5 protein-coding genes are annotated in these 8,834 nt (G+C 60.7%); 4 read left to right on the top strand and 1 reads right to left on the bottom strand.

Going from position 1 to position 8,834, the window contains the following annotated elements:
- Window positions 1-31: 31 nt before the first annotated feature.
- From CFE428DRAFT_RS24560 to CFE428DRAFT_RS38305, 4 genes are read left to right on the top strand one after another with little or no spacing between them, the layout of a single operon-like run.
- Window positions 32-3,394 carry a FlgD immunoglobulin-like domain containing protein gene (locus CFE428DRAFT_RS24560; protein ID WP_006982378.1) on the top strand — a complete coding sequence of 1,121 codons (3,363 nt, stop codon included), beginning with the start codon at window positions 32-34 and terminating at the stop codon, window positions 3,392-3,394.
- A gap of 13 nt (window positions 3,395-3,407) precedes the next feature.
- Window positions 3,408-4,547: a hypothetical protein gene (locus CFE428DRAFT_RS24555; RefSeq protein WP_042725727.1), complete on the top strand. Its 1,140-nt coding sequence runs from the start codon at window positions 3,408-3,410 to the stop codon at window positions 4,545-4,547.
- A gap of 2 nt (window positions 4,548-4,549) precedes the next feature.
- On the top strand, window positions 4,550-5,926 hold the full coding sequence (locus CFE428DRAFT_RS24550; protein WP_157447618.1) for a COG1470 family protein: 1,377 nt from the start codon (window positions 4,550-4,552) through the stop codon (window positions 5,924-5,926).
- Window positions 5,914-6,318, top strand: a complete 405-nt coding sequence (locus CFE428DRAFT_RS38305) for a DOMON domain-containing protein (RefSeq protein ID WP_162145309.1) — start codon at window positions 5,914-5,916, stop codon at window positions 6,316-6,318. The genes CFE428DRAFT_RS24550 and CFE428DRAFT_RS38305 overlap by 13 nt, the downstream gene beginning before the upstream one ends.
- Before the next feature lie 641 nt (window positions 6,319-6,959).
- Here the strand turns inward: CFE428DRAFT_RS38305 and CFE428DRAFT_RS24540 are convergent.
- Window positions 6,960-8,720, bottom strand: coding sequence for a sialate O-acetylesterase (locus CFE428DRAFT_RS24540; protein WP_006982375.1), 1,761 nt, complete (start codon window positions 8,718-8,720; stop codon window positions 6,960-6,962).
- Window positions 8,721-8,834 lie beyond the last annotated feature (114 nt).

Raw genomic sequence — 8,834 nt, 5'->3', positions numbered from 1 at the left:
TATTCGAGGCACATTGGCGGTTTCAACCTGTATGAATTATCGCTCGCCCCTCGTCGCTCTCCTTCTACTGCTCGGCGGCGTCCATCGCGCCCGCGGGGAAAAGGAAAATGCGATCGTCTTCACCATGCCGCACGACGGCTGGGCGACGGTCGCGATCGATGATGCGAACGGGAGGCGCGTGCGCAACCTCTTCGGCGATCTGCATTTCACCAAGGGCGAGCACGCCGTGGAGTGGGACGGTCGCGATGACGATGGAAATCCTGTTCCCCCAGGAGATTACCGCTGGCTGGGCTTGCATCGCGACGCGATGCACGCGCTCTATCGTGGGTCGTTCCAATACGGAAATCCGCCGTGGCTCTACGGCAGCACCGGCGGCTGGCTCGCCGATCATAGCAGCGCGACCGCGGTCGCGGCCGTGGGCGACCGGGTCCTGCTCGGTTCCAATGAAGCGGAAGATGGTCATGGCCTGGTCAGCAGCGATCTCGATGGACACAAGCAATGGGGCGTGCGCTGGCTGGCCAAACGCGCGTGGGCCGGAGCCGAAGCGCTGGCCGTCGTCGGCGAACGCGTCTTCGCCAACAGCTATCTGGAGCAGAATGCCGTTTGGGAAGTCGACCCCGTCACGGGCAAGAGCTGGCTGGTCATGGAAAAAACGGATCTGCCGAGCGACCAGACTAACACGGAGCCCCGTCCGCCTTGCACCTTTGCGCCCGGCTTGCGGGTGATCGGCGGACATCAAGGTGCGGACGGCACTAACGGAGAGTTATACGTGGTCGACTTATTTGGAAAGATTCCACGGACGTATGTTTTCTCCCTCGGCAAATCGGGAGAGAAACTCAAACTGCAGCGCGTCCTGCCGGTCCGGCCCTGGGGTGTCGCCTGGCTGCCCGATGGCCGTTGTGTCGCAGCGCTGGAGAATTCCATTGCCGTGCTCGACACCAGCACTGGCGAAACCAAGCCACTCGTCAGCGACGGACTCTCCGCGCCCTACGCCATCGCCACCGATGCCAAGGGTCGTATCTACGTTTCCGATCAGGGCAACACCGGGATGCACCGCTTCACGTCCGATGGCCAAATGCCGTGGCGCGCGCTGCGACTGAACGGTGAGTCATCGCAGCAGATCAAAATCTTCGACGCGAAAGGCCGACAGTTGCGCGCCATTGGACTCAAAGGCGGCCGGCAACCGGGACACATCGATCCCAATTCATTTTGGCAGCCGGGAGGAATCGCCGTGGATGCCCGCGGCCGATTGTGGGTCACCGAATTCACCACTTCACCGAAACGCGTCAGTGTGTGGGAAATTCCCAACGACCTCGCCGCTACCGCCCCCAAGCTGACGCAACAATTCCTCGGCCCCGCGATGTATGGCGGCGGCGCGGCGATGATCGATCCCACCCAACCGTGGCGGGTGATCGACACCAACTACGGCGTCATCTTCGACGTCAATCTCACCAACGGGAGTTACCAGGCGACCGATCTGCCATGGCGCGCTTACGATTCGTGGAAAGAGCACGCCTATCAACCGGATCTTCCTTTCATGGGCACGCCGGGTGTGGTCTTCCCGCTCGACGGACGCCGCTTCACTGCCTGCCAGGGCGGCTACGGCCACGGCGCCCAGGCGCATTGGGAACCCGAGCAATTCAACGGCACCGGGCCGGTAATGATCGGCGAATATAAAGACGACAAATTTGTCCCGGAAGCGGCGATCGGAAATCTGCGTACGTGGATGCGCAATCGCGAACTCGAATGCCGGCGCGAGGAACAATGGATGCCGCCGGTCATTCTCGAAGCCGCGCGAAAATTGCCCGCCTGGCCGAAATACGCCGCGCAGATGCACATCGCGACCGATGCTTCGGACGTGCCGCACTCGATCCACCCGCGCAACTCCGGCATCTGGATTGCGAATCCGTGGCCGAAGGAAATCAGCGGTTTCCTCTGGACCGACGCGAACGGCGACGGCCGCGTGCAGACCGATGAAATCCAGTTTCACGAAATCCCCGATGCGGAAACCGTGACGCTGGATCATCAACTCAACGCCTACATGCCCGTCCGCAAGGAACATGGTGGCGGCGTCTATCGCTTGCAGCGCAGTGGCTTCAACGCCATCGGCGCGCCCGTTTATAAGTGGGATAACTTGACCAAGGTTACGGACGATAGCTTCAACGTCGATCAAGTCGGCGACGATGGCTCGATGTTGTCCTTCGGTGCGCTGCATTCGGCGCAGGGCAAGTTACTTTGGTCTTATCCGATCAATCCCAAAGGACTGCGCGAGCTCGGCCCCGCGAAACGCGCGGTGACCTATCCCGGCCATGTTTTTCGCATCAATTCCATGCAGGGCGTGGCCCAGGGTCCCGGCGATCTCGGTCCGGTCTACATGCTGCATAGTGTGGATGGAATGAGTTATTTCCTGACCCGCAACGATGGCCTATTCATCGCCACCATGTTCCGTCCCTACGCGTTTGGCGACAACTGGGATACCATTCCCGAGGCGAAAGCCGGGATGGAATTGGACAGATACACGGTCGGCGAAGAATGCTTCAACGGTCACTTCGCCCGCGCGGAAGCGACCGGCCAGGGATTCGAGAAAGGACACTACTATCTGCTCGGGATGGGACGTTCGGCTGTGGTCGAACTCACGGGCCTGAATTCCGTGCAGCGCTTCTCCGGCGGCACCTTGAAGCTGGTTGCCGGCGTGGGCCTTTTCGGCAAAGGCGGACGTTTGGATCCCGGCGCGGCGGCGGCCCAAATCGCGTCGACCGGCGATCACCCCAAGCCCGGGCCGTTGATCGCGCCCAGCGTCATACCCAAGACCGACGCTTTCCGCGGCGAGCCCGCACAATTTGCCAGCGCCACCGTCTGGCCGGCGTGGGACAAACGCGGGCTGCACTTGAAATGGTCGGTCACCGGGGACGATTCGCCTTTCATCAACAACGAACCCGACTGGACGCTGGCCTTTACCACCGGCGATGCCGCCGATCTGCAGATTAAATCCCCGACGTTGGGGCGTTGCCGCTTTGTCATCACCATGAATGCCGGTCAACCGGTAGTGGTGCGGTTGCGCTATGATGCCGCGGATAGTTCGCAGGGTGTGACCTATAAGTCCGGCGTCGCGGAAACCCGCGTACCGCTCGTCGAGAAGCTGTCGATTCCGGTGGGCGTGCGACGGACCAAAGACAGTTACAACGTCCAACTCACGCTGCCGTGGGACTTACTGGGCATCGATCCGAAACCCGGCCTGTCCGTGCCTTTCGAACTCGGGGCATTCTATTCCGATCCGACCGGACACAAAACCGCCATCCGTGAGTACTGGCACAGCGGCGTCAGCGGCATGGTCAGCGACGTCCCCACCGAAGCCCGCCCCACGGATGACTGGGGCACACTCCAATTGCAATGATCTCGCCTTTATTATGAATCGAAAGTTATCCGTCCCGACGTTCCTCACCGCGGCTCTGTTGTGTGGTGGCAGCGTGATCAGTGCAGAACCCCAGCCCAAGGAAACCTCCGCCACGCAGGAACCGGTGGCGGCAGAAAAATTGGTTTCGCCGGTCGTGGGCGGCTTGTTTCCCGAGGAGGATTATCTCGGCCCCAAGGCGAAGGATATTCCCTTCACGCTCACGCTGCATAGCAAAGTCAGTGGTCCATCCGATTGTGTCATCACTGGCGAGTTGGTGGACGATCACGGGACGGTCGCGCAACTCGAGCGCAAGACCGTCCGACTCGAACCGGGGGCGAAACTCGAAGTGCCCTACCCTTTCAGGGCGCCGCGCTGTGGCTGGTTTGAATTGCGGGTCGCGGTCGAAGCCGGTGGCCAGACAGCGCACATTCACAGTTCGTTCGGCGTAATCCGCGCTGCGGCCAAGGGACCGCGGCCCGACAGCATGTTTGGCCTCGGCATCGGCGAGAAGCCGGAGGACATGCAGGTGGCGGAATTGATCGGCGTGAAATGGCGCCGCGGCATTCCGCACACCAATCCCGCCGATGTCATGCAGAAGAGCGGCGATCCCTTCGTCCGCAAACCGGAGGACACGATTCGCTATTGGAACGACAAGGAGATCGGCGTCGTGCGCGACATCATTCACCAGTGGAAAGATCACGGCGTGCTCTGCCTCGGCTATGTGAATTACAATCTGCCCTGGAACTGCCTCGGCGGCGGCAAGGGCGGCTGGCACCGCAATCGCCCGGACGACATGCAGGTCCAAACCGACATGGTCTATCATCTCATCAAGCCGTTGCACGATGAGGTGAAATACTGGGAGATCTGGAACGAGCCGTGGGTCGGCGGCTGGACGTGGCGGACCGGCACGGCACAGGATTACCGCGACATGTCGCGCATGATCTGGGATCGCGTGAAACCGGGAGATGCCGGATGTGAAATTGATAGGTGGCGGTTCGACCTCGTATCAGCGCGATGTCGTCTTCGCTCAAGGCAGCAAAAATGCCGGCTATGTGGACGGCGTCTCGAGCCATCCTTACGGCAAGCCGGACATGAATCATCCGTCGTTCTCGGCGGTCGAATCACAACTCCTGAAGAAATACTCTCACGGTGAAGGTGGCGGCATCTGGGCAACCGGAGCTCGGCACCGCGGCCTACATGTTCGCGCCCCTGCCCCGCTTCGATGAAGATATGATGGTCGCCCGTACCGTGGCGCCGCTGTATCTGCTCAGCAAGCTCGGCGCCGGCGATACGCCGATTCGCCCGTTCTTCTTCACCAGCCAATACGGACCGAGCAAATTCTCGGGCGGAGAACACAATCTGTGGGACGATGAGGCTGGTGTGCCCGCGCCGCGGCCGGCACTGGTGGCTTTCAGCACGATGACCCATTTCCTCGAGGACGCCAAATTGCTGGGTGACATCTACGCCAGCAGCAAATCGGGCTGGGCCCTGCACTTCGTCAAAAAGGACGGAACGAGCATTGTCGTGGTCATTCCGGAGCGGCGCCCTTTGGGTGAGTTTACGCCCGCGACGGCCGATGAATCCGAACGCCAGCAAAGCGTAATGCGACTGCCCGCGGCCGATTTCGACGCCTATGACTTTCTCGGTCGCAAGATCGGTCAAAAGGAGGCCGATCAATTGCGCATGCCGATGCAGACTTGGGAAGCGCGTTACCTCGTGAGCAAACTGCCGGTGGAGAAAGTGCGCGAGACGCTCACGAAAGCGAAGTTCGAGGGGCTGCCGGCGCTGCTGGTGAATCCGCGTAGCTTCGATGCGCCGCTCGGCACGCATCCGAAATTGCGCGTCAAAGTGGAAAACCTTTTGCCGCGCGCCACGGATGCTCACCTCGAAATCACGGCGCCGAAGGAGATTACCCTGACCACTTCGACAGCGGATCTGAAGGACATGAAACCCGGCGAGATTCGCTTCGTGGAATTTCCGGTCACCTCTGCCACGTCGAATGAAATTAATCGTTACCGCGTGCAGTTTCACGCGACGGCTGGGGGCATTACGCAGGACGGCGACCAGGTGGTGCAGGTGGCGTGCGCGACGTATGGCACGCCGAAGATCGATGGCGACCTCTCCGATTGGAAGGACGCGATTCCGGTCACCATGGTCGCACGTGGTGGCAAGGACTGGCGCGAGATCGCGTTGAATCCCGACAAGGCCGCGGACCTCCTCGCGCAAAAATTGCCGGAGGAACGGCGATCTATCGCGTGTGGACCAAGTGGGACGCGCAGAACTTCTACGTCGCCGCGCAGATTCCGGACGCCAAGCTCGACCGCGCGGAACCCTACAATGGCGACATCTCTTCGACGAAAAACATGCCCTACATGCATGACTGCCTGCAGCTCGCCTTCCATTGCCTCGACCGCAATCCCGATGACTTGGTGCGCGGGAATCCGCTCTACGAGAAAGCGCTCGGCTCGGACATCGACTACGAATTTTCCGCCGCGCAGATCGGCAACGGCGTTTCCGAATTGGACCGTCTGAAGGCGCCGGGGACGAACTATCAATCCTACTACCCGACGAACGCGCAAACCACGCCGCCGCTGGGAGCGATGCAGGCCGCGCCGAAGAGCGGTACTGAGGGACAAGTCGTCGTGCGTTACGATGAGAACACCAAGGTTTTCTTTTATGAACTGGCCATCCCGTGGTCGTGCCTCAGCGGACTCGGGACGAAATTGCAAGGGCTGCATCACGGAGAGACTTACCGCACGAATTTCGCCTTCGCGGTGAATGATTCCGGCGGACGCGGTCGCACTTTTTGGACGCAGGAAGCGGGCGATCTGCAAGCCGGAGCTTACGGGTTTTCACCGAACTGGGGCGGCGGCGGCCGGCAATTCGGTGGGCGCATTTTGACGGATTGGGGATTTGTGAGGTAACTAACACGCTGTGAGTGAGCGCTGGGCAGAGATGCGCGAAGCGCTCGAAAAAATCCCGTCATCCTGAGCGGAGCGTGGAAGCATGGGGCGGAGTCGAAGGACCTCACGCTTCCGTGGGCAACGGCGGTGCGGAGCTTCCACTACCATGCGCGTGACCACGCGCCTTTATTCGCACCACCTTCGCCCGCGGATATTTGAAGATCCTTCGACTGCATACCCCGCCCACCTTCGCCCACCGGGGCACTCCGCTGGATGACATTAATTTTTGGAGCGCTTCGCGCTCTTGCCTTACGCTTTCCCAAACTATGCATCATGATGTGTCCAATCGCCTTTCCAAGAATCTTTTAAAAAAATAATCCGCCCTTCCCGCGTGTCATTCTTGAGCGGAGTGGAGGGAGTGTAACGACCGGAACGCAGTCGAAGAACCCGGCGGAACAACCAGCGATGATCTCTGGTAAAGCGACGGGGTTCTTCGACTGCGTGCCCCGCCACCTCACCACCCGGGGCACTCCGCTCAGAATGACACGCGGGGGGAAGCGCCTATTTCTTTCTAAATGCCGTACCAAAAAGATAGCGGCGATCATAGACCCCCGCTGCTGATTTAGAAACCTGCAACTAATCGTTCGGCTCTGCCGAACGGCTTACTTCCCCGGCGGGAAATCGTCCGTCCGGAACGGCATCGCCGGCAGGCCTTCCTTGTTGTAGAGATCACATACTGGATTATCCGCCCACGCGTAGCGGACCGCCACGGGATTGGCGACGCTGTCGCTCGAGACCACCACGCTGTTGCCATCGATGGTCGCATTCGCCCAGACGAACTTGTGATCGGCCCCGGCGATGGCAAATCCCTTCAGCTCCGAAGGAACCGCCGGCGCGGTCTTCCGCTGATTGGTGAAGAAGTGTTCCGGCGGATTTCCGAGGACCAATCCGCCCCCGAGGTTATCAAAGGTGATGCGAACCTTGTTTCCTTCCACCTTGAAGCTCTTATAGACCGGCCCAGAGGAGACGACGTTCTGCTGGCCGTAGGCCACACGTTCGGCGGCCAGGGCGAGGCGATAGCCGACGTCCAATTTATCGCCCGGATGGAGGTTGCCTCCGGCGGCGAGGTCGATCGTCACGGCGAGGCCCGTGTCGGTCACCGTCAGCGCATTGGCCTGCGCTTCGCGCGTGCCGGCCCAGTAGCTCTCGCTGGGCTCCGGCTTCGGATTACCAAAATTCGGAAGCTGCACGATCATGAAGGGGAAATTTCCCTGCCCCCATTGCGTGCGCCAGTCATTGATCAGCGCGGGCAGAGCGATCTTGTAGAAAGCGGGGTTATCGGCGTTGGATTCGCCCTGATACCAAACGGCGCCCTTGATGCCGAAAGGAATGAGCGGGGCGATCATCCCGTTGAACAGTGCGGCCGAAGTCTGGTTGTTGTGAACGGGGTCGCGGGGTTCCTTTGGTCCAATGGGCGCCCGGGGCCGGGGCGGGCCGGGTTTTCGCTCGGCTTTGGCCGCCTTGTTCGCTTCCTCCCACGCCTTGTAATCTTCGTTGTATTTATCGATGACCGCTTTGTTGTCCTGCTGCCACTTCTCCACGTCGGCCTTCCACTTCGGCACCTCGACATTCAGATAGTGGTCCTCGAGTTCCTTGTATTGATCGCGGAATTTCGCCGCGCCGGCCGCCATACTGGCCATGGCCGGAACGGATTGCAGCGTTTGCAGACTGGTCCAGCAGTTGATGCGCGTGCCGCCCCAGCAGGTGCCGATCAAGCCCACCGGTTGCTGCGTGTATTTCTGGATCTCGCTACCAAAGTAATACCCCACTGCAGGGAAGCCGGACCATTCGCCGGTCTTGGAAAGTGTATCCGGCGTGCACACCTGCCAGGTACCGAGGAGCGGGAAGCCCTGCGGCGCGGTGGTGATGTCCCTGGCCGGTGCAGGCGCGATGTATTTCGGCACGGAAAAAAGTCGAATCTGCGGATTGCCGGCCTTGTTGAACTCATCTGTCGACATCACCGCCTTGGAGCCGAGTTCCATATTGGATTGGCCCGAGCAGATCCAGACGTCGCCAACGAGGACGTCGTGGATGATGATGCGGTTTTTCCCGGCGACGGTGATCTCGATCGGCTTCGAGGACGCCGCGAGTTTGGCCAGTTTGACCATCCATTTGCCGTCTTTTCCGGCGGTGGCAGTGGCGTGATCCTGCCCGGCAGTCACGGTGACGGCTTCACCCGGTGTGGCCCAGCCCCAGACGTTCGCAGTGATGTCGCGCTGGAGCACCATGTGATCGCCGAAAATGGCGGGCATTGTGACGTCGGCCGAGAGGTGGCTGTCGATGGCCAGTCCCATCAAGCCGATCACACAAAGACTGATCGAGGAGCGAAGCGGGCGGGGGCGCAGGGAGGTGGGGAATTTCATATCTTCTCGGGGGCCAAAGGTGTTCCGGATTCCGGGCGCCCACGGTTGGCTAAGAGAGCAGGGCGCCTCTTTTGGGGCTATTGGCCGTTCGGCCAATTGGCGGATGGGAACTCC

Source organism: Chthoniobacter flavus Ellin428 (genome assembly GCF_000173075.1).
Lineage (GTDB): Bacteria > Verrucomicrobiota > Verrucomicrobiia > Chthoniobacterales > Chthoniobacteraceae > Chthoniobacter > Chthoniobacter flavus.
This window is presented reverse-complemented; position numbering and strand designations above follow the sequence as displayed.